At 72.1% G+C, this 20165-nt stretch carries 17 protein-coding genes; 16 read left to right on the top strand and 1 reads right to left on the bottom strand.

Annotated elements, in window-relative coordinates; genetic code table 11:
• Positions 1-315 precede the first annotated feature (315 nt).
• On the bottom strand, positions 316-1152 hold the full coding sequence (locus ACIQNG_RS06405) for an undecaprenyl-diphosphate phosphatase (RefSeq protein ID WP_401482860.1): 837 nt from the start codon (positions 1150-1152) through the stop codon (positions 316-318).
• Positions 1153-1576: 424 nt separating this feature from the next.
• Between ACIQNG_RS06405 and ACIQNG_RS06400 the strand changes: the two genes are divergently transcribed.
• From ACIQNG_RS06400 to ACIQNG_RS06325, 16 genes are all read left to right on the top strand, one after another.
• Complete coding sequence (locus ACIQNG_RS06400; protein ID WP_401482859.1) at positions 1577-5359, top strand: ABC transporter ATP-binding protein; 3783 nt, start codon at positions 1577-1579, stop codon at positions 5357-5359.
• Positions 5360-5861: 502 nt separating this feature from the next.
• Complete coding sequence (locus ACIQNG_RS06395) at positions 5862-7157, top strand: glycosyltransferase family 4 protein (RefSeq protein ID WP_401482858.1); 1296 nt, start codon at positions 5862-5864, stop codon at positions 7155-7157.
• Between the two features lie 309 nt (positions 7158-7466).
• The gene (locus tag ACIQNG_RS06390; RefSeq protein ID WP_401482857.1) at positions 7467-8465 is read left to right on the top strand and encodes a GDP-mannose 4,6-dehydratase; all 999 of its coding nucleotides are present in this window, start codon (positions 7467-7469) and stop codon (positions 8463-8465) included.
• A 115-nt stretch (positions 8466-8580) separates the two neighbouring features.
• A complete protein-coding gene (locus ACIQNG_RS06385; protein ID WP_401482856.1) occupies positions 8581-9306 on the top strand; it encodes an NDP-sugar synthase in 726 nt (241 codons plus the stop codon).
• A gap of 61 nt (positions 9307-9367) precedes the next feature.
• Positions 9368-10330 carry an NAD-dependent epimerase/dehydratase family protein gene (locus ACIQNG_RS06380; RefSeq protein ID WP_401482855.1) on the top strand — a complete coding sequence of 321 codons (963 nt, stop codon included), beginning with the start codon at positions 9368-9370 and terminating at the stop codon, positions 10328-10330.
• A complete protein-coding gene (locus ACIQNG_RS06375) occupies positions 10330-11346 on the top strand; it encodes a radical SAM protein (RefSeq protein ID WP_401482854.1) in 1017 nt (338 codons plus the stop codon). The genes ACIQNG_RS06380 and ACIQNG_RS06375 overlap by 1 nt, the downstream gene beginning before the upstream one ends.
• Positions 11347-11348: 2 nt before the next feature.
• Positions 11349-12254, top strand: coding sequence for a GNAT family N-acetyltransferase (locus ACIQNG_RS06370; protein ID WP_401482853.1), 906 nt, complete (start codon positions 11349-11351; stop codon positions 12252-12254).
• Complete coding sequence (locus ACIQNG_RS06365; protein WP_401482852.1) at positions 12254-13633, top strand: glycosyltransferase family 4 protein; 1380 nt, start codon at positions 12254-12256, stop codon at positions 13631-13633. Before ACIQNG_RS06370 ends, ACIQNG_RS06365 begins: the two co-directional genes overlap by 1 nt.
• Complete coding sequence (locus ACIQNG_RS06360) at positions 13630-14337, top strand: PIG-L deacetylase family protein (protein ID WP_401482851.1); 708 nt, start codon at positions 13630-13632, stop codon at positions 14335-14337. Before ACIQNG_RS06365 ends, ACIQNG_RS06360 begins: the two co-directional genes overlap by 4 nt.
• Positions 14334-15317 (top strand): UDP-glucose 4-epimerase GalE, encoded by a 984-nt coding sequence (gene galE, locus ACIQNG_RS06355; RefSeq protein ID WP_401482850.1) that lies wholly within the window; start codon positions 14334-14336, stop codon positions 15315-15317. Before ACIQNG_RS06360 ends, galE begins: the two co-directional genes overlap by 4 nt.
• Before the next feature lies 1 nt (position 15318).
• Complete coding sequence (locus ACIQNG_RS06350; protein ID WP_401482849.1) at positions 15319-15924, top strand: histidine phosphatase family protein; 606 nt, start codon at positions 15319-15321, stop codon at positions 15922-15924.
• Positions 15921-17483, top strand: a complete 1563-nt coding sequence (locus tag ACIQNG_RS06345; protein WP_401482848.1) for an alkaline phosphatase family protein — start codon at positions 15921-15923, stop codon at positions 17481-17483. The genes ACIQNG_RS06350 and ACIQNG_RS06345 overlap by 4 nt, the downstream gene beginning before the upstream one ends.
• The gene (locus ACIQNG_RS06340) at positions 17480-18391 is read left to right on the top strand and encodes an ABC transporter ATP-binding protein (protein ID WP_401482847.1); all 912 of its coding nucleotides are present in this window, start codon (positions 17480-17482) and stop codon (positions 18389-18391) included. Before ACIQNG_RS06345 ends, ACIQNG_RS06340 begins: the two co-directional genes overlap by 4 nt.
• Positions 18384-19235 (top strand): ABC transporter permease, encoded by an 852-nt coding sequence (locus ACIQNG_RS06335; protein WP_401482846.1) that lies wholly within the window; start codon positions 18384-18386, stop codon positions 19233-19235. The genes ACIQNG_RS06340 and ACIQNG_RS06335 overlap by 8 nt, the downstream gene beginning before the upstream one ends.
• A complete protein-coding gene (locus tag ACIQNG_RS06330) occupies positions 19232-19477 on the top strand; it encodes an acyl carrier protein (protein ID WP_401482845.1) in 246 nt (81 codons plus the stop codon). The genes ACIQNG_RS06335 and ACIQNG_RS06330 overlap by 4 nt, the downstream gene beginning before the upstream one ends.
• On the top strand, positions 19474-20163 hold the full coding sequence (locus tag ACIQNG_RS06325) for a phosphatase PAP2 family protein (RefSeq protein WP_401482844.1): 690 nt from the start codon (positions 19474-19476) through the stop codon (positions 20161-20163). The genes ACIQNG_RS06330 and ACIQNG_RS06325 overlap by 4 nt, the downstream gene beginning before the upstream one ends.
• The last annotated feature ends 2 nt before the right edge of the window (positions 20164-20165 follow it).

Here is a 20165-nt window from a genome sequence, read left to right as displayed (position 1 = left end):
GTCCGGCCGCCGCCACGTCCACCGGCCGCGGTCCGGCCGCCGCCACGTCCACCGGCCGCGGTCCGGCCGCCGCCACGTCCACCGGCCGCGGTCCGGCCGCCGCCACGTCCACCGGCCGCGGTCCGGGCGGCGCCTGCTCCCCGTCCGTCCACCTCGCGGGCTACTCCGACGATGACCCTCACCGGCACCCGAGCGGGCCGCCTGAAGCTCCTCCCGGCCAGCGACGACAACGAGAACCCGAACCGGATCACTCGCCTCTACGACCTCCGCCTCCTGCCGGAGTGACCCCCGCCCCCACCCCCACCCCCACCCCCGTCAGGTCGCCGGAATCACGTCCGTCCACAGCAGCACCAGGATCACCACACCCACCACCACCCGGTACCAGATGAACACGCTGTACGTGTGCCGGGCGATGAAGCGCAGGAGCCAGGCCACCGCCGCGTAGCCGACCAGGAAGCTGACCACGGTCGCGGTGATCGTGGCGGGCCAGCCGACGCCGTTCGAGATCGCGTCGTACTCGTCGACGACCTGGAGCAGGCCCGCCCCCGTCAGCGCGGGGATGGAGAGCATGAACGACAGCCGGGTCACCGTCACGCGGTCCAGGCCGCGCAGCAGCCCGGCCGAGCCGGTCGCGCCCGAGCGGGAGACGCCCGGGATCAGGGCCAGGCACTGCACGAGGCCGATGATCAGGGTGTCCTTCCAGGTGACGTCCCGCTCGCCCCGGGTCTGGGTGGCCCTGCGGTCCGCGAACCACAGCACCCCGCTCCACAGGATCAACGCGATGGCGACGACGTACAGGCTCCTCAGGGTCGTCTCGATGTGGTCCTTGAAGACCAGGCCCACGATCCCGATGGGGATCGAGCCGATGATCACCGCCCAGGCGAACCGGTAGTCCGGGTCGCGCCGCTCCTCACGGCGCGCGACGCCCCGGAAGAACGCCCGCAGCAGGCGGGCTATGTCCTTGCGCAGGTACAGGATGGTCGCCAGGACCGCGCCCACCTGGATGATCGCCGTGAACGCCGTGATGTCGGGGTCGTCGGTGGAATGACCGAGGAGTCTCTCCAGAAGGGTGAGGTGACCGGTGCTGGACACCGGAAGGAATTCGGTCAGTCCCTCCACGGCCCCCAGAAACGCTGCCTCGACGATGTTCACCCGGTCCTCTTCCTGTTCCCGTTGCCGTGTCCGTTGCCGTTCACGCTGACGTCCTGCTCCCTGTGCGGTCTCTCGCGTACCGGGGGAGCGTAGGAAGCCGGACCGGGCCGGCGTATCCGCCGATCGTCAGGGAACGGACCTGACCCTCGTCAGGGGGGAGGGCCCGGCCCCCGCCGCGGCCGGGGGATCGCGGCCGAACGGTGCCGGGTGTCCGCGGCCGTACGCGCCCGGTGTCCGCGGCCGTACGCGGCCAGTGACCGCGGCCGAACGGAGATGAGCGATCGCGGCCGGACGGAGACGAGCGATCGCGGCCGGACGGAGACGAGCGATCGCGGCCGAACCGTGCCGGGTGTCCGCGGCCGAATGTTGCGGAGGGATGAAATCCGGTTGGTTTCGTGTTGCCGCCCACTGGAGGAGCGGGTGTATGACGGACGACGAAAGAGGCGGCGGCGTGGCAGCAGGACAGGGGTGGGTACGACGGCTCGCCGGGTACGCCTGGCGGCATCCCAAGGACGTGATCCTCGCCCTCGGCTCCTCCCTGGCGGGCATGGCGGTCATGGCCCTGGTCCCGCTGATCACCAAGGTGATCATCGATGACGTGATCGGCGACAAGAGCCGCGCCATGGGCGTCTGGGCCGGTCTGCTGATCGCCGCCGCCCTCGTCGTCTACGCCCTCACCTACATCCGCCGCTACTACGGCGGACGCCTCGCCCTCGACGTCCAGCACGACCTGCGCACGGACATGTACGACACGATCACCCGGCTCGACGGGCGGCGTCAGGACGAGCTGTCCACCGGCCAGGTCGTCGGCCGGGCCACCAGCGACCTCCAGCTGATCCAGGGCCTGCTCTTCATGCTCCCGATGACCATCGGGAACGTCCTGCTGTTCGTGATCTCCCTGGCGATCATGGCCTGGCTGTCACCGCCGCTGACCCTGGTCGCGGTCGCCGTCGCCCCCGCCCTGTGGTGGATCGCCAAGCGCTCCCGCTCCCGGCTGCACCCCGCCACCTGGTACGCCCAGGCCCAGGCCGCCGCCGTCGCGGGCGTCGTCGACGGCGCCGTCAGCGGCGTCCGCGTCGTCAAGGGCTTCGGACAGGAGGAGCAGGAGACCGGCAAGCTGCGCGAGGTCGGCCGCAAGCTGTTCGCCGGACGCCTGCGCACCATCCGCCTGAACTCCCGCTACACCCCCGCCCTCCAGGCCGTCCCCGCCATCGGCCAGGTCGCCATGCTCGCCCTCGGCGGCTACCTCGCCGTCCGCGGCGACATCACCCTCGGCACCTTCGTCGCCTTCTCCACCTACCTCGCCCAGCTCGTCGGCCCCGTCCGCATGCTCGCCATGGTCCTCACCGTCGGCCAGCAGGCCCGCGCCGGCACCGAACGCGTCCTGGAGCTGATCGACACCGAGCCCTCCCTGGCCGACGGGACGAAGGAACTGCCCGCCGACGCCCCCGCCACCGTCGAGTTCGACGACGTCTCCTTCGCCTACGACGACTCCACCCCCGTCCTGCGCGGCCTCAGCTTCGAGATCCGCCCCGGCGAGACCCTCGCCGTCGTCGGCGCCTCCGGCTCCGGCAAGTCCACCGTCTCCCTCCTCCTGCCGCGCTTCTACGACGTCACCCACGGCGCCGTCCTCATCGGCGGCCACGACGTGCGCGAACTGACCCAGGAGTCGCTGCGCGCCGCCATCGGACTGGTCCCCGAGGACTCTTTCCTCTTCTCCGACACCGTCCGCGCCAACCTCGCCTACGGCCGCCCCGACGCCACCGACGAGGAGATATCCGCCGCCGCCCGCGCCGCCCAGGCCGACCGGTTCATCACCGAACTCCCCGACGGCTACGCCACCACCGTCGGCGAGCAGGGACTGACCCTCTCCGGCGGCCAGCGCCAGCGCATCGCCCTCGCCCGCGCCCTGCTCACCGACCCCCGGCTGCTGGTCCTGGACGACGCCACCTCCGCCGTGGACGCCCGCGTCGAGCACGAGATCCACGAGGCGCTCAAGGAGGTCATGCGCGACCGGACCACCCTGCTCATCGCCCACCGCCGCTCCACCCTCGGCCTCGCCGACCGCATCGCCGTCCTGGACTCCGGCCGCCTCGCCGACCTCGGCACCCACGACGAACTCCAGGAACGCTCCCCGCTCTACCGCCGGCTGCTCACCGACCCCGACGAACTGGGCGGGGTCTCCCCGGGCCACGCCCTGCCCGCCGCCCCGCCCGAGGACACCTCCGTCCGCGCCGAACTGGACGCCGAGTTCGACGCCGAGCGCGGCATCACCCCCACCCTGTGGACCGGTGACCGCGCGCCCAAGGACCTCGCCCTGGCCGGCAGCCCCGCCACCCCCGAACTCCTCGCCCAGGTCGACGCCCTGCCCCCGGCCACCGACGTCCCCGGCGTGGACGAGGCCCGCGCGGTCCGCCCCGAGGCCCACTACGGCCTCAAACGCCTGCTGCGCGGCTTCGGCGCCCCGCTCCTCATCAGCCTCGGCCTGGTCGCCGTGGACGCCGGCATGGGCCTGCTGCTGCCGGTGATGATCCGGCACGGCATCGACAGCGGCGTCACCGAGGCCGCCCTCGGCGCGGTCTGGGCCGCCTCGCTGCTGGCGCTGATCGCCGTACTCGTCCAGTGGGTCGCGCAGACCGGCGAGATCCGGATGACCGGCCGCACTGGCGAACGCGTCCTCTACTCCCTGCGTCTGAAGATCTTCGCCCAGCTCCAGCGGCTCGGTCTCGACTACTACGAGCGCGAGCTGACCGGCCGCATCATGACCCGGATGACGACGGACGTGGACGCCCTGTCCACCTTCCTCCAGACCGGCCTGGTCACCGCGTTCGTCTCGATCGTCACCTTCTTCGGCATCATGGGCGCCCTCCTCGTCATCGACCTCCAGCTCGCCCTCGTCGTCTTCGCCACCCTGCCCCCGCTGATCGTCGCCACCTACTTCTTCCGCAAGGCGAGCGTGAAGGCGTACGAACTCGCCCGTGAGCGGGTGTCGACGGTCAACGCCGACCTCCAGGAGTCGGTGGCCGGACTGCGGATCGTGCAGGCGTTCGGCCGCGAGCGGGACGGCGGCCGGCGGTTCGCCGCGCACAGCGACAGCTACCGCCGGGCCCGTATCCGCGGCCAGTGGCTGATATCGGTCTACTTCCCGTTCGTGCAGTTCCTCTCCTCGGCCGCCGCCGCGTCCGTGCTGATCGTGGGCGCCGGCCGGATCGAGGCGGCGACCCTCACCACCGGCGCCCTGGTCGCCTACCTCCTCTACATCGACCTGTTCTTCGCCCCCGTGCAACAGCTCTCCCAGGTCTTCGACGGCTACCAGCAGGCGTCCGTCTCCCTCGGCCGGATCCAGGAACTGCTGCGCGAGCCGACCTCCACCCGCTCCGCCCGCACCCCCCGCGAGGTCGGCTCCCTGCGCGGCGAGATCGCCTTCGAGGACCTGCACTTCGCCTACGGCCCCGCCGACGGTGCCGACCGGGCGGAGCCGGCCCTCACCGGGATCGACCTGCGCGTCCCCGCCGGGCAGACCGTCGCCTTCGTCGGCGAGACCGGCGCCGGCAAGTCCACCCTGGTCAAGCTGGTGGCCCGGTTCTACGACCCCACCTCCGGCCGGGTCACCGTCGACGGCGCGGACCTCAGGGACCTGGACATGACGTCGTACCGGCACCGCCTCGGCGTCGTCCCGCAGGAGGCGTACCTCTTCCAGGGCACCGTCCGCGACGCCATCGCCTACGGCCGCCCGGCCGCCACCGACGCCGAGGTGGAGGCGGCGGCCCGCGCGGTCGGCGCGCACGAGATGATCGCCCGCCTGGAGGGCGGCTACCTGCACGAGGTCGCCGAACGCGGACGCAACCTCTCCGCCGGGCAGCGCCAGCTGATCGCCCTGGCCCGCGCCGAACTCGTGGACCCGGACGTCCTGTTGCTCGACGAGGCGACGGCCGCCCTCGACCTGGCCACCGAGGCACAGGTCAACCAGGCCACCGACCGGCTCGCGGGCCGCCGTACCACCCTGGTGGTGGCGCACCGGCTGACCACGGCCGCCCGCGCCGACCGGGTGGTGGTGATGGACCACGGCCGGGTCGCCGAGGACGGCACCCACGAGGAACTCCTCGCCCTCGACGGCCATTACGCCCGTCTGTGGCGCACCTTCATCGGCCACCCCGAAGGACCGGAGGAGCCGGAGGGCGAGCAGTCGGTGGCGGCACTCCGCTAGGGCCTGTCGTGGGGATCATCCCGGCGTCGCGGGGTCTGGCCGGGCGATGGGGGAGACAACGGCCGGAAAACATACGAGAAGGGGCAGAATCTCGTCACATCGCATGGGCTGGCCGCATATTTCATCGGACGTCTTTGCCGTGCCGACCTGCCCCGGAAGAGGAATACGGCAGCCAAACGTGACCTCGGTCACGTTGCATTGGTCAATCTGATTTGCCTTATTCCGCCTACAATGGAAACAGGATTCCGTGGCAATGACCGATGCGGGCCTCGAAGTGAGCTGCCTGGAACGGTTGTTGAGACGCGGTATGAGAGTGGCCTTTGGTAAAAGGTTTGACTCCGGTTGACTGTGGTCTTTCCTGTGGCTTTTGAAATTCAGGGCACAGGTGCGTCGGTGTATTCCGGGGTATTCGGGTGTCGGCTGCTGCACTTCCATCCAGGACGTCGCCGTGAAAATTCTCGTCACCATTTCCGACCGTGTCTGGGGCGGAAAGCATCAATTCATGCTCGACACGCTCTTCGCGCTGCGGCGACTCGGTCACGAGGTCCGGCCCGTCATGGAGGGCGAGGGGATGGCGGCGGCCCGTTTCACGGAGCACGGCTTCCCGCTCCTGGCCGTGCCCCCGTTCGCCACCCACCCCGCGCAGGCCGCGGCCGTCGTCGCCCGGGAGGTGGCGGCGGCCGAACCGCACATCCTGTGCGCGACGGGACGCCATGACGCCGCCGTGGTGAACCGGGCGCTGAAGGGCGCGCGGACGACACCGATGACGGTCCTGTACCGGCTGTCGGCCTTCCCGCTGGAGGAGAAGGGCGACGCCAGGGAATTCGCCGACGGGGCCCACCTCACCATCGCCACCTCCATCGAGCAGCGCGAGCGCCTTTTCCCCCACAAGGAGGAGGACCGAGACCTCGTCATCGTCACCAGCGGCGTGCGGCGGGAGTTCGTGGAACGGTTGACCGCGCTCGAATCCAGCACCGCCCGCCGGGAGTTGGGCATCCCGGAGGGGTCCTTCGTCTTCACCGTCTCCTCTCGGCTGTCGTGGGAAAAGGGAATCGACCGGGTCATCCGCGCGATGAAACCGGTGAGCGAGTCCTGCCCCTCCGCACTGCTGCTGCTGACCGGAGACGGTGCGGAACGCGAGGCCCTGAGCACGCTGGTGCGCGAATCGGGCCTGACCGAACGCGTGCTCTTCACCGGCCATCTCCCCGACGTGGCGCCCGCCCTGGTCGCGACGGACGTGGCCGTACTCGCGACCGTCGTGCCGGAGCCGCAGCCACTCGCCCTCAAGGAGGCCATGGCGATCGGACGTCCGGTCATCGCCTCACGGACCGGCGGCATTCCCGAGTTCGTCACGGACGAGGAGAACGGCTTGCTCGTCTCCGACGACGACGAACTGACGCGGGCCATGCTGCGCCTCGCGGCCGAGCCCGCGCTGGCGGCCGAACTCGGACGGCGCGCACGGCGGACCGTCCTCGGCGGACATCTCTTCGAGCAGAAGGCCCGGCACCTCTCGCACTGCCTGGACCGGCACGCCATCCGCCATCTCCCGCTGGACACCGTCCTCGGTGAACTCGCCTTCGCCGAGATGTCCTGGCCGGACGATCCGGACCGGGGCGTCGACTCCGGCCCCCGAATACCCGCCCTCACCGGGCTGCCGCGCGATGTCCTCGCCGTCCTGCGGGACGCCGTGCGGCACCGCGATCCGCGACGCCTCCTCGGCCTGCCCGCGGGCGCCGCCCCGTACGTCGAGACGTTCCACGCCCTGGGCGTCCTCGTACGGCCGGCCGCGCTCGGCTAGAGACGCCGGGACGGACGTAGCCGCAGGGGCGTCGACGCCGGTGTCCGGCGTCCGGGTCGGCCCGTGGGAGGGCCCGGACGCCGACGCCGGGGCGGTCGCGCCGACGCGATCACCCGGGCGCGCGCCGGACCGCGCCTGACACCCGGTCCGCCGCCCGGCGGCACCGGGTCCGGCGAGGCGGATTCCCTCCCCCTCACGCCCTCCCTGTCCCTTCCACGTCCCCTCATGCCCTCACGCCCCTCATGCCCTCATGTGCTCACGCCTTCATGCCTTCACGCCTTCATGTCCCTATGCCCTAGAGGAGCGCCAGTGTCTCTTTCCAGTTGGGCCGGCCGCAGCGTTCTGGTGACCGGCGCGGAAGGGTTCATCGGGTCGACGCTCGTCGATCTGCTGGTGGAACGGGGTGCCCGGGTGCGGGCCCTCACGCACTACAAGCCCTACGCCGAGAAGGGCCACCTCGCCCACTATCCGGACGGCTCCGACACCGTCGAGATCATCGCCGGGGACGTGCGGGACGCCGGACGGGTCATGGACGCCGTGGCGGGCTGCGACACGGTGTTCCATCTGGCGGCGCTGGTCGGCGTGCCGTACAGCTATGTGTCCCCCGGTGCCTACGTCCAGACGAACGTCGGCGGCACGGAGAACGTCGCCGAGGCGTGCCGCCGGCACTCCGTGCGCCGCCTTCTGCACACCTCCACGAGCGAGGTGTACGGAACGGCGCGCTCCGTGCCCATCGCCGAGGACCATCCGCTTCAGCCGCAGTCGCCGTACGCGGCCTCGAAGATCGGCGCGGACATGATGGCGCTGTCCCACTGGCACGCGTTCCAGCTGCCCGTCACGGTCGTGCGGCCCTTCAACACCTACGGACCCCGGCAGTCCGCGCGGGCGGTGATCCCGACGATCCTCGCCCAACTGCACGCGGGAGCACGGCAGATCAAGCTCGGCTCACTCACCACGAGCCGTGACTTCACCTACGTCACGGACACCGCCGCGGGGTTCCTGGCGCTGGCCGAGTGCGATCACGCCGTCGGCGAGGTCGTCAACCTCGGCACGGGTCACTCCCTGACGATCGGCCGTCTCGCCCAGGCGCTGATCGCCGCGTCGGGGAAGGACGCGGAGGTCGTCGTGGACCCCGGCCGTGTCAGGCCCGGGGGAAGCGAGGTGGAGCGCCTGCGCTCGGACAACGCCCGGGCACGTTCCCTGGCCTCGTGGAAGCCGCTGGTCCCCCTCGAAGAGGGGCTCAGGCTGACCTCCCGCTGGGTCGCCGAGAACCTTCACCGGTTCGACGCCCGGCGCTACCAGGTCTGAGCCTCGGCCGCCGCACGCGAGCGGCTCCCGGCGGGGTCCCCCCGCCCGTCCCGTCCTCTCACCGGCCCGGAGCGTCAGCCGGGCGGACCACGAAGAAGGGTGCGTCGATGCCGACATGAAGGCCGTCATCATGGCGGGAGGAGAGGGGAGCCGGCTGCGTCCGGTCACCACCGCCACCCCCAAACCCCTGATCGAGTTCGGCGGGACACCGCTGCTGCACCATGTGCTGCGGCGGCTGCGCGCGGCGGGATTCACCCAGGTGACGCTCGCCCTCCGCCACCAGGCCGACCTCATCAGAAGGACCTGCGAGAACACCGACTGGGGCCGGCTGGACCTCCGGTTCGTGGTGGAACGGCAACGGATGGGCACGGCCGGCGCGCTCTCCCTGATCCCGGCCTCCCCCACACCGGCCCTGGTCATGAACGCCGACCTGCTCACCAGCCTCGACTTCGCGCGGCTGATGCGCCACCACGACCGGTCCGGCGCCGACGCCACCGTCGTCGTCACTCCTCGGGACACCGAGATCGAGCACGGCGTGGTGGAGATCGACGAACAGCACCGCGTCCTCGGCCTCACCGAGAGACCCCGCCTCACCCACCTCGTCAACTGCGGGATGTACGTCCTCGATCCGGTGATCCTCGACCACCTGCCGCGGGGCGAACCGTACGACATGCCCGCCCTGCTCGAAACGGCGCGCGCGGCCGGCCGCAGTGTCCTCGCCCACCTCTTCGAAGGCGAGTGGCGTGACATCGGCACACCTCGGCGACTGGAGGAGGCGCGGCTGGCCTTCGAGGCCGACGCGGCGCTCTTCGCACCGCGGATGCAGACCGCCGACTCATGACCACGCGCCGTGCTCCACAACCGACCCAGCAGAGAAAGCCAGCAGAGAAAGGGGGTACTCCATGCCCGGCAACCTGGCGAGCGGGGGAGTCCTCATCACCGGCGGTGCGGGATTCATCGGCGGTCATCTCGCCCGACACCTCGCCGCGAAGCACACCAAGGTGCTGGTCGTCGACGACCTGCGGGTCGAGCCGATGATCAGCCCCGAGGGCACCGGGAAGTTCCGGGAGAAGGCCGTACTGGACCTGACCGCCGCGGACCTCGACGGCATCGACCTCGTCTACCACCTGGCCTCCCACAAGAACGTGCCCCGGTCGTTCCGGCAGCCCCTCGACTACCTCGACAACGTCGACTCCGGGCGCCACCTCCTGGCGCTGTGCGCGATCACCGGCGTGAGACGCGTGATCGTCGGCAGCACCTGCGAGGTCTACGGACAGGCGACGCTCCCCACCGTGGAAAGCACGCCCCTGTCGCCGCGCTCACCGTACGCCGCGAGCAAGGTCGCCCTGGAGATGCTCGCCCGCGCCCACCAGCGCAGCGCCGGCGGCACCGAGGTCGGCATCGTGCGGTTCTTCAATGTGTACGGGCCGGGTGAACGGCCCGACGCCCTCGTCCCCAGACTCTGCGCCAACCTCCTGCTCAGGAACGAGCTGCCGGTCGAGGGCACCGGTGAGCAACGCCGCGACCTCACCTACATCACCGATGTCGTCCGCAAGCTGGACGGCCTCGCCGGCAGCGACTTCGCCCCGGTCGTCAACCTCGGCTCCGGCCGCTCCTACTCGGTCAACGAGATCGTCGAGATCCTGCGGACCGTGACCCCGAAGGCCGAGGTGGCCCACAAGAGCGGGCGCACCAACGAGATCAGCGAGTTCCGGGCCGCGACCGCCGTGCAGGAGCGCCTGCTGGGCGACACCGCACCGACCGTCGACATCACCGAGGGAGTCGGCAAGACCCTCGCCTGGTGGGCGACCCGCGACCTCGACGACATCACCCGACGTCTCCTGACAGAGGAAGAATCCGACTGATGGCTGGCTACACCGCTCCGGTCCGCGCGAGCATCGACGTCACCTACGCCTGTGACCTGCGCTGCATCCACTGCCGGACCAACACCGGGGAGATCCCGGCACACATCCGGCGAAAGATGCTCTCCATCGCGCAGCTACGGCAGGTGATGCTCGACCTCGACCGTATGGGCACCTTCGAGATCACCCTCACCGGTGGCGAGCCCACCCTCCGCAAAGGATTCTGGGACCTCCTGGACGTGGTGCCCGCACTGCGGCACGCCACCGTCACCCTGATCACCAACGCCGCCCGTCACACCCGCGAACAGCTCGACCGGATCGTGGACAGCGGAATCCCGTCCGTGCGGGTCAGCATGGACGGCACGCGGGAGACCTTCGCCGCGGTCCGTCTGAAAGACGTCTTCGACACCGTCGTGGAGAACTCGGTCTACCTCCGCGACAGGGTGCCGAGCTTCAAAGTCCTCACGACCGTGATGAAGACCAACCAGCACAACGTGTTCGACCTGACGCGCCTCCTGCGCGCCGAGGGCTTCCGCCGCCAGGACCTCATCCTGGTCCGCGCCCACGGCCGCGGCGGACGCAATCGGCTGCTGCTCACCGAGGCCGAGACCATGGCCGTCCACGACCAGGTCCGCGCATTCAAACGGGTCGTCCCCGCCAAGGACTTCGACCTGAACCTCAACGCCCCCTACCTGGTGCCCGGCGAGCAACTGCGCCCCTACCAGGACGTGGTGATGTTCCCCTACCTCGTCCGCGACAGCAGTATCGCGGTCTCCGCGACGGGCGATGTGACCATGAGCCGCCTCTACAGCGCCGAGCCCCTCGGCAACACCAAGACGGCACCGGTGGACCGCATCTGGGCCGAGGGTCAGCAGCAACTGGCCGTGGAACAGGAGGAGTTCACCGAGGACCGGCTGCGGGAGATCTTCTGGGACTTCGCGGCCGAGGACGGCCGGGAGGTCATTCCGCTGACCTCGCTCCTCGACCGGCAGATCTTCGAGGGAGCCGAGGTGAAGTGACCATGCCGGAAGCACTCGTCCGTCTCTACGACCTCCCTGCCTGCACCGCCGGGGACAGCGCCCTCACCGCGGGACGTCAGGTGGTCCACCTCCCCGGCGCGGGGGCCAGGAGCCCGGCCCACGTCGAACTGTGGCACGGGGACACCCGGCTCGGCCGGTGCACCCTCAACGCGCGAGGCCCCGGCACCGTCGGCCCCGCGCGGTGCGAGGCCGCCCCCGAGCTGGACTGGACGCTGACCCGACTCGCCCTGGAGCGCCTGCGATGGCTCGGCTACGCCTACGGCCTCGTCGACGTCCCCGACAGCGCCCCGGTGCCGCCGCAGGCCGCCGCCGCCCTGTGGTGGCTGCCCGACGCCGAGGAACCGGTGCCCGCCGCCGAGCGGGACGTACCCGAACTGGAATGGGGCGACTTCTTCATCGACCTGCGCCGCTGGACGCCTCCCCCGCCCGCGCCCACGCTGGAGGCGGCCGGGCGCACCCTGCAGATCCGCAGACCGGAGACCAGCGAACACCTGCTGCTCACCGGGTGGATCCGGACCACCTTCGGCGGCGGCTGGGCCAGCGAGGTGCACCGGTCCTTCGCCCGTGACCCGGTCTCCTCGGTGATCGTCGTGGACGCCGACAAGGAACTGCCCGCCGAGGACCGGCTCCTCGGCTTCATCTCCTACGACACCGCCCGCCTCGGCATGCTGTCGTCCATCGCCCTCGCCCCCGCCGCGCGCGGGCTCGCGCTCACGGTCGCGGGGACCCTCATCGAGCAGTGCCTGAGCGAGGCACACGCGTCCGGGATGCCGTACGCGGTGCTCGGCGGGGTCAGTCACCGGCGGCAGGCACTGCGCTACCTCGACTCGTTGTGGACCATCCCCGGCTCCTGCCCGGGGATCTTCGGAAAGGGGGTGCGGAACTAGTGCGCATCGTCATCACCACCGCCGACCGGACCTGGAGCGACACCCAGCGTCATCTGCTCGACCAGGCCCGTGGACTGGTGGCGGCCGGACACGCCGTCACCGTGCTCGCCGAGGAAGGCGGCGCCCTGCTCACCCGGTGCGGCCCCGCCGGGATCCCCGCCGTCGCCGTACCCGCGTTCGCGGCCCCCTCCCCGCGGACGCTGGAGATCGCCGCCCGCACACTCGACGGGACCGGCGCCCGCATCGTGTGGGCCACCGGCGTCCCCGACGCGCTGGTCATGCGGCGGACACTGCGGCACGGCGGGGGAGAGCGGGCCCTCGTCCTCGCCCACCACGGCGCCCACCCCCTCGGCACCGCCGACCGGCTGCGCGGCCTCCTGGCCGATGTCGCACTCGTGCTCGCCGGGTCCGAGGAACAGCGGGAACGGCAGTTCGCGCCGCTCGTCACCGCCGGCGTGCTGCCCGAGGACCGGATCGAGGTCGTCACCACGGGCGTCGGCCAGGACTTCCTCGACCGGCTCGCCGACGCCGACCGCACAGCCCTCCGCGCCGAACTGGGCGTGCCCGACGACGACTTCCTGTTCCTGCTGCTCGGCGCCCTCACCTGGGAGGACGGCGTCGACCGGGCCCTCGACGCGCTCGACGCGATGGAGGCCGGACCACGCTCACGCACCCGCGTCGTCGTCCCCGGGGACGGCCCGCTCGCCGACGAACTGCGCGACCACGCGACCGCGTCACGGATCGGCGAACGGGTCCTCTTCCTCGACGGGCGGTACGCCATGGCCGACCTGGTCGCCGCGGGCGACGCCGCCGTACTGGCCACCACCCTCCCGGAGACCGGACCGCTCGCCCTCAAACAGGCCATGGCCGGAGGTCTCCCGGTCGTGGCCGCCGCCCAGGGCGGCATCCCCGAGTTCGTCGAGGACGAACGGCACGGCCGTCTCGTCGTCGACGACGAGGACCTGCGCGACGCGCTGGAACACCTCGTCCGCGACCCCGCCGCCGCCCGCGCACAGGGCGAGGCGGCCCGGGACGACATCCTCGCCGGGCACCGCCTGGAACGGAGAGTCGAGTACCTCGTGCACCGGCTCGACCTGCTCGCCCTGGGGGAGCTGTCCCTCGACGCGATCCTGCCCGAGCTGACCTGGGACGACGTACGCCTGCGCAGCGAGAGCGACGGCGGGTTCGTGTTCGTACCGCGCACCTCGCAGCTCATGGAGCTGCCGTCCGACACCTTCCCCGTCGTCCGCGACGCCGTCACCGCGGGCGACCCGGCGTCGCTCCTCGGCCCCGGCCCGGGCGCGCCCCGCCCGCTGGTCCGCGAGCTGTACGCCATGGGCGCGCTGGTACGCCCCCGGGTCACCGCGGCGGCGACATGAGGGCGCTCGTCGTCGCCGCCCACCCCGACGACGAAGTCCTCGGCGCGGGGGCCACCGTGGCCCTGCTCGCCGCCCAAGGAGCCCGGGTGCACCTGCACCTCCTGGCCGAGGGAGTGTCGCTGCGGCACCCCGGTGTCTCCCTCGCCGAGGCCCGCTCACGCTGCGAAGCCGCCGCCGCGGAACTCGGCGCGGACGACGTGTCGTTCGGCGCCCTCGCGCCCGACGCGAGACTCCTGTGCGAGCTGCCGCAACGGCTGACCGTCGAAGCGATCGGCGACCGACTCCGCGCCCACCGGCCCGAGACCGTCTTCACCCATCATCCCGGCGACATCCACGCCGACCACCGGCTCGTCGCCCACGCGGTCACCTATCAGACCCGGTCGCTCGGCACCGGATCCGTCCGGCAGGTCCTGCACTTCGAGGTGCTGTCCTCCACGGAACAGCAGACCCACCTGGTCGCCCCGTTCACCCCGCACGTCTTCTACGACGTGACCGGCCACGTCGACGCCAAATGCCGGGCCCTCGCCGTCTACGACCACGAGGTCCACGCGCCCCCGCACCCCCGCTCGGCCGAAGCCGTCCGCGCCCAGGCCACCCTGCGCGGGGTGCAGGCGGGCGTCCACGCGGCGGAGGCGTTCGTCCTCGGCCGGGAACTGCGCGGCACACCCCCGGCCCGCCCCGCACCGAAAGGCACCCCCACATGAGAGTCCTGGTCACCGGAGGCGCCGGCTACGTCGGCTCCTTCACCGTCCGCGATCTCCTCGCGGCGGGACACGAACCCCTCGTCGTCGACAACCTCAGCAGCGGACGCCGCGAAGCCGTCGCCGACGTGCCGCTCACCGTCGCCGACGTACGCGACAAGGACGGACTCCGCGAGGTCTTCCGGCGCTTCAGGCCCCGCGCCGTCCTCCACTTCGCCGGACTCAAATCGTCCCAGGAGTCCCTCACCGACATCACCACCTACTACGACGTCAATGTCGTCGGCACCCACCACGTCCTCGCCGCCTGCGCCGACACCGGCGTGGAACGCTTCGTCTTCTCCTCCTCCTGCGCCGTGTACGGCACCCCGCCGGCCTGCCCCGTCGACGAGTCCGCCCCGATCCGCCCGGAGAGCCCCTACGGGGAGACCAAATACCTGGGCGAACGGATGATCGCCTCCTACGCGGACGTCACCGGCATGCGCCACGCCAGCCTGCGCTACTTCAACGCGGCGGGCGCGGACCCCGACCGCGCCCTCGGGGAGTACACCGGCGCCTCGTCCGGGCAACTCCTGCCCGCGGCGGTCCGCGCCGCACTCGGCCGCACCCCCGGGATCGAGGTCTTCGGACAGGACCACCCCACGCCGGACGGCACGGCACTGCGCGACTACGTCCACGTCGTGGACCTCGCCCGCGCCCACGTCCGGGTCCTCGACCACCTGGACACCACGCCCTGGTCGGGCGTGGTGAACCTCGGCGCGGGCCGTCCGGTCAGCGTCCGCGAGCTGCTCGACACCGTACGGTCCGTCTCCGGCCGCGACTTCGACATCCGGCCGGCGCCGCGCCGCCCCGGGGACCCCGGCGCGTCCTGGGCGGACCCGACACTCGCCCGGGAGCGGTTCGGCTGGAAACCCGAACACGGTCTCGACGCCGTCGTCCGCACGGCCTGGGCCTGGCACACCTCCGTCCCCACCTCCCTGGGGTGACATGCACCTCTACCTGATGCGCCACGCCCAGGACCGCTCCCGGCCCGCCCCGGGCGGCGGCGACCGGCGCCGCCTCACCCCGACGGGACGGCGGCAGGCCGCTGCCGCGGCCCGCTGGCTCGCCCGCCACGAAGTGACCGAGATCCGGACGAGCTGCCTGCCGCGGGCCCGGGAGACCGCCGCCGTCGTCGCCGAGGGCACCCGCCTCGCGTGCCACGAGGACGCGCGGCTCGACGAGATCCGCACCGGTCCCGGCGGCGCCGGGCTGCCCCCGCCCAGGGAACGGCGGGACGCCGTACACCCGCCGGACACCGAGGCGTGGCCGGACTTCCTCGGCCGGGTCCGGGACTGCGTCGCCGACCTGTGCCGCAGACCGGACCCCGGACACCGGATCGTCCTGGTCACCCACAGCGGCTTCTTCGACGCACTGCACGAACTCGTCGCCGGCGGGGGAGACAGGATGGAACTCCAGGTGGACCACGCCGCGATCACCCAGTGGCAGTACCGCCCCGGCTGCCCGGCCGGAGCCTGGCTGCTGCACCGCCACAACCACACCCCCTGCCCCGACGGGACCGTCCCCGCCCGCGGCCCCGGAGGAGCGGCATGAGCGGCCCCCGCCCCCGCCTGGTGATCATCTGCGTCGACGGCGGTCTTCCCGACCTGATCCGCCGCCATGACTTCTTCAACCTCACCCGCGTCCTGCCCGGCCTGACCGACACCGGGGTCCGCACGATGCGCAGCGTCTTCCCGTCGTCGACCGCGCCCGCGCACGCCTCCTTCCTCACCGGCCGCACCCCGGCGGGCCACGGCATCGTCGGCAACCGGTTCTGGGAGACCCAGAGCGTCGCCGAGATCCGTACGCGCGCCGACGACCCGCTGTCCGCGTTCCACCCCTACGAGCGCGGCTCGCTCACCGCACCGGACCTCCTCGACCGGTTCGCCGAGCACGGGGCGTCGGCCGTCGCGGTGCACTTCCCGCACACGTTCGCCCGCCGGGACGGCACCCCCGATGTCCCCAGCTGCTACTGCCTCTACGCCCCGGCCCGCGACCTCACCGTTCCCCTCACCGACCGTGCTTCGGGCACCCGCACCGGGACCCGCCCCGTCACCTACCTCGGCCACCCCGTACACCTCACCACCACCCTCGACCCGTCCGGCGACCTCGTCCACGTCACCCTTGCCGGAGCGGCCCCCCGGGCGCTGCGGCCCGCACACCCCGTCCGGCTCGACGCGCCCACGGCCGTGGGCGAGGTGTCGGTCGCGGCGACCCTCCTCGACACGGACCCGGCGGCCGTCACCCTGCGCCTGGGCACGGCGGTGATCGTCCGCGCCCACGGCGGCCTGACCGTCACCGCCGAACCCCCCGGCAGCGGACCGGCGTCCCTGCACCCCACGTACACCGCCGGCCCCGGCCACCGCTTCCACGAGGCACCCCGTACGGCATGGATCGAGCACACCGCGCTCACCGCACTGCGCACCCACGACCCGGACGTGCTGCTCGTCCGCTTCAACCAGGCCGACCACGCCCAGGAGTTCCTCTACTGGCACGCCGAACGGGGCTTCGGCACCGAGCGGCGGCACGCCTGGCAGCAGATCCTCGACGTGTACGCCGAGATCGACGCCGCCGCCGCCCGCCTCGCCCAGGAGGCCGGACCGGGCGCGGAGATCGTGTTCTTCTCCGACCACGGCATCGACTACGTCGAGACCCATCTGCGCCCCAACCGGCTCCTCGCCGACGCCGGAGCCCTGGACCGCATGGTCTTCCAGGGCGACAGCAACTGCGCCTACCTCTACGCCGACGCCCCCCTCGCCGCCGACGAGGAACAGCGTCTGATCCGCGGGCTGCGCGCCCTGGACCCGACCGTCTCCGTCCTCGGCCGCGACGAGCGGGGGCGGCTCGGCCTGCCCACGGACAGCCCGCGCACCGGCCGCCTCACGATCTCCTGCGGCCCGCACATCGAGTTCCAGTACGGGCAGGACGCGGCCCGGGAGCACGTCGCGTCCGCGTCCCACGGCTATCTGCCCACCGCGCCCACCATGAGCGGCTTCCTGCGCCGGTTCGGCCGGACGGTCCGCCCCCAGGAGGAAGCCCCGGACATCACCGTGGCCGCCGCGCTGATCCGGGCGACCTGGCGGCGCATGACAGAAGGGACCCACCCCGGATGACCGGCACCCCGTACGCCTACGAGGTCCAGAACGTCAGCAAGCGGTACGAGAAATCATCGGCCCCGGTGACCGAGGACGTCACCTTCCGCATCCGCGAAGGCGCCTTCTTCGGCCTCCTCGGCGGCAACGGCGCCGGAAAGACCACCCTCATCAAGCAGATGCTCGGCCTCGTCCGACCCGACCGGGGGAGGATCCTGCTCTTCGGCCGGTCCGTCCTCACCCACCCCCGCTTCACCACCCGCACCGTCGGCTACATGCCGCAGTCCGCGTTCGCGCTGAACAGCCTGACGGTCCGTGAGTCGCTCTACTACACCGCCCATCTGCGCGGTCTGCCCGCCCGGGCCGCCCGCCTCGAACGCGACCGCCTGCTCGACCTGCTCGACCTGGGCCACCTCGCGAGGAAAGCGGCACGGCAACTGTCCGGCGGCGAACGGCGGCTGCTCCAGCTCGCCGTCACCCTCACCGGCTCCCCGCCCGTGCTCGTCCTCGACGAACCGACCAACGAACTCGACCCCGCCCGCCGCCGCCAGGTCTGGGACCTGCTGCGAGCCCTGCACCGGACCGACGGCCGCACCATCGTCCTCATCACCCACAACGCCGTGGAGGCGGAGCAGGTCATCGAGCAGGTCGGCATCCTCCGCGACGGCGTGCTCGCCGCGGTCGGACCGCCCGCCGAACTGAAGATCCCGCTGCGCTCCCACGTACGGCTCACCTTCTCCCACCCGCAGGACCGGCCCCCGGAACTGCCGGACTACGTGCGGGTGCGGTCCCATCACGGGGGCAGGGTGGTCGCCCATCTGGCGTCGGCGGACCTGGCCCGGCTCGCCGTCGACATGGACCTGGCCGCCCTGCCGGAATTCGCCCTGCACACCGCCACGCTGGAGGACGTGTACCTCCGCCATGCGTGACGCACCACGGGGCCTCTGCTTCGCCGGCCAGGTATGGGACCTGTTCCGGGTCCAGCTCACCAACTGGCGCTGGTCCTGGCCGCAGATGGTCCTCACCGGAATGCTCGCCCCCCTGGTCGGACTGGCCGGCCTCGGCCTCTTCGCCCGGCACTCCGGCGGCGAGGCCGGCGCCTATGTGATGACCGGCAGCGTGACGATGGCCATCCTCTTCGAGACCCAGAACAAGATCGCCAGCAATTTCTCCTTCCTGCGGAACACCGGGGCGTTCGAGTTCTACGCGGCCCTGCCGGTGCGCCGCGAGGCACTCGTCCTCGCCACCCTCGCCGCCTTCTTCCTCCTGTCGCTCCCCGCGGTGCTCCTCACCGTCGCCGCCGGAACACTTCTGCTCGACGTACCCCTGCGACCGTCCCCGCTGCTGCCCGTGTGCCTCGCCCTGGCCCTGCTGCCCTCGGCCGGACTCGGCGCGCTCATCGGCAGCCGGTCGGCCTCCATCGAACAGGCCACCTCCGTCAGCCTCGCCACCACCCTGCTGATGCTGGCCCTGGGCCCCGTCGCCGTCCCGCCCGCGCTGCTCCCCGAGACCCTGGTGTGGATCGGCCACCTCAACCCCGCCGTCCACGCCTCCGCCGCCCTGCGGTCCGCGCTCACCGGCACGGGCGAACCGGCCGGGCACCTCACCGTCCTCGCCGTCTTCTCCGTCGCCGCCTGGGGCCTCACCACCGTCCGGATGCGCTGGCGCGCCCGCGCCCCCCGCGCCCCCCATGGCCCCCGCGGCACGCGCGGCACGCGCCGAACGAGAGCCGAAAGAGTCCCGTCCCCACCCCCTGAGGAGAAACACTCATGACCGAGCAGGAATTCATCGCCATCCTCAACCCGCTCATGGAGGACATCACCGGTGACCCCCTCGGCGAGAGCGCACTCGACGCCACCTTCGCCGAGCTCGGGCTCGACTCCCTCAGCCAACTGGAGATCATCAACCGGGTCGAGGAGAACTTCGACTGCCGGCTCGACGACGCCGTGCTGCGGTCGATCGGCTCGCCGCGCGCGCTGATGACGGCCATCAAGGGGACCGTCACCGCCCCGTGAACCGCCTCCGTCCGCCGGGCCCGACGCCGTACGGTGCGACCCTGCTCGCCACCTGGCTCGCCCTGCACTGCGCCGCGCTCCTCGCGGTGGCGGTGTCCGGCGGCGACGTCGGGCTCAGCAACGCCCTGTGCGTCTGGACGGCGGACCACCCGGCCGCGCAGGCGCTGCTGAGGCCGCTCACCGCCTGGGGCGATCCCGGGCCGGTGACCCTGCTGGCGGTCGGCACCGCCCTGTCGGCCCTGGTCCGCCGGGACTTCGTCGCCGCGGCCGTCCTCCTCGCCGTCCCGTACGCGGCGACGGTCAGCTGCGGCCTCCTCAAAGGGTGGACGGGCCGGGAACGCCCCGGGTTCGCCTGTGCGTCGATCGCCGCCGACGGCCTCTCGTTCCCCAGCGGCCACGCCGTCGGTGTGAGCACCGGGTACGTGCTGGCCGCGATCGCCCTGAACGAAGTCCTCGGCGCCCGCCGTCCCACGGCACTCCTCGTCCCGGCGGTGGCCCTCGCCGACCTCGTGTCGTTCAGCCGGGTCCTGCTGGGCGTGCACCATGTCGTCGACGTACTCGCGGGACAGCTCCTCGCGGTCGCCTGGCTCGGCCTGGCGGCCCTCCCGCTCACCCGGCGCCGGCGGACCGGGGCCGTCCCGGGCCGACCCGTCGGGACCGCGGACCCGGACCCTCCCGTGCCATGATG

The organism is Streptomyces sp. NPDC091377 (assembly GCF_044757045.1).
In the GTDB taxonomy this organism is placed as follows: Bacteria; Actinomycetota; Actinomycetes; order Streptomycetales; family Streptomycetaceae; genus Streptomyces.
The sequence above is the reverse complement of the archived record's forward strand: the minus strand, read 5'-3'. Positions and strand labels throughout refer to the sequence as shown.

Coding starts and splice junctions, on each gene's coding strand:
- ACIQNG_RS06330 (WP_401482845.1), top strand. CDS start 19,232: ATGACCGAGCAGGAATTCATCGCCATCCTCAACCCGCTCATGGAGGAC.
- ACIQNG_RS06395 (WP_401482858.1), top strand. CDS start 5,862: ATGCTCGACACGCTCTTCGCGCTGCGGCGACTCGGTCACGAGGTCCGG.
- ACIQNG_RS06385 (WP_401482856.1), top strand. CDS start 8,581: ATGAAGGCCGTCATCATGGCGGGAGGAGAGGGGAGCCGGCTGCGTCCG.
- ACIQNG_RS06360 (WP_401482851.1), top strand. CDS start 13,630: ATGAGGGCGCTCGTCGTCGCCGCCCACCCCGACGACGAAGTCCTCGGC.
- ACIQNG_RS06345 (WP_401482848.1), top strand. CDS start 15,921: ATGAGCGGCCCCCGCCCCCGCCTGGTGATCATCTGCGTCGACGGCGGT.
- ACIQNG_RS06400 (WP_401482859.1), top strand. CDS start 1,577: ATGACGGACGACGAAAGAGGCGGCGGCGTGGCAGCAGGACAGGGGTGG.
- ACIQNG_RS06380 (WP_401482855.1), top strand. CDS start 9,368: ATGCCCGGCAACCTGGCGAGCGGGGGAGTCCTCATCACCGGCGGTGCG.
- ACIQNG_RS06335 (WP_401482846.1), top strand. CDS start 18,384: ATGCGTGACGCACCACGGGGCCTCTGCTTCGCCGGCCAGGTATGGGAC.
- ACIQNG_RS06340 (WP_401482847.1), top strand. CDS start 17,480: ATGACCGGCACCCCGTACGCCTACGAGGTCCAGAACGTCAGCAAGCGG.
- galE (WP_401482850.1), top strand. CDS start 14,334: ATGAGAGTCCTGGTCACCGGAGGCGCCGGCTACGTCGGCTCCTTCACC.
- ACIQNG_RS06375 (WP_401482854.1), top strand. CDS start 10,330: ATGGCTGGCTACACCGCTCCGGTCCGCGCGAGCATCGACGTCACCTAC.
- ACIQNG_RS06350 (WP_401482849.1), top strand. CDS start 15,319: ATGCACCTCTACCTGATGCGCCACGCCCAGGACCGCTCCCGGCCCGCC.
- ACIQNG_RS06370 (WP_401482853.1), top strand. CDS start 11,349: ATGCCGGAAGCACTCGTCCGTCTCTACGACCTCCCTGCCTGCACCGCC.